Genomic DNA, 289 nt, shown 5'->3' with positions numbered 1-289 from the left:
GATCAATACAATCTTCAATGTGACATTCGAGACGATGTTGGATTAGGTTGCTTTGGTAACTCTACTAACAGTCAAGTCTCTGGCATAGTTTTTTCATTTTGGAATAATGAGAAAGTCAAAGCTATTTCATACGAGCCTATTTATGGTGGTATCAAAGTTGAATGGTATTTTCATCGTAGTAACTTAGAGCATTGGCAAGAGATTGATGCTGCCATTTGGCGACTATTAGACACTTGGAATATATCGCCAATAGAGTAAACATGGATTAACTCAAGAAGTCATATCCTCA

The 289-nt window shown here is 36.3% G+C and carries 1 protein-coding gene; it reads left to right on the top strand.

Annotated elements, in window-relative coordinates; translation table 11 throughout:
• A partial coding sequence (locus tag AAEZ03_RS26825) for a hypothetical protein (RefSeq protein ID WP_350582835.1) occupies positions 1-258 on the top strand: 258 nt, incomplete at its 5' end.
• Positions 259-289 lie beyond the last annotated feature (31 nt).

This window comes from Pseudomonas sp. HY2-MNA-CIBAN-0224 (assembly GCF_040310285.1).
GTDB lineage: Bacteria > Pseudomonadota > Gammaproteobacteria > Pseudomonadales > Pseudomonadaceae > Aquipseudomonas > Aquipseudomonas helleri.
Note: the sequence above shows the minus strand (reverse complement) of the source record. Positions and strands in the feature narration are given on the sequence as shown.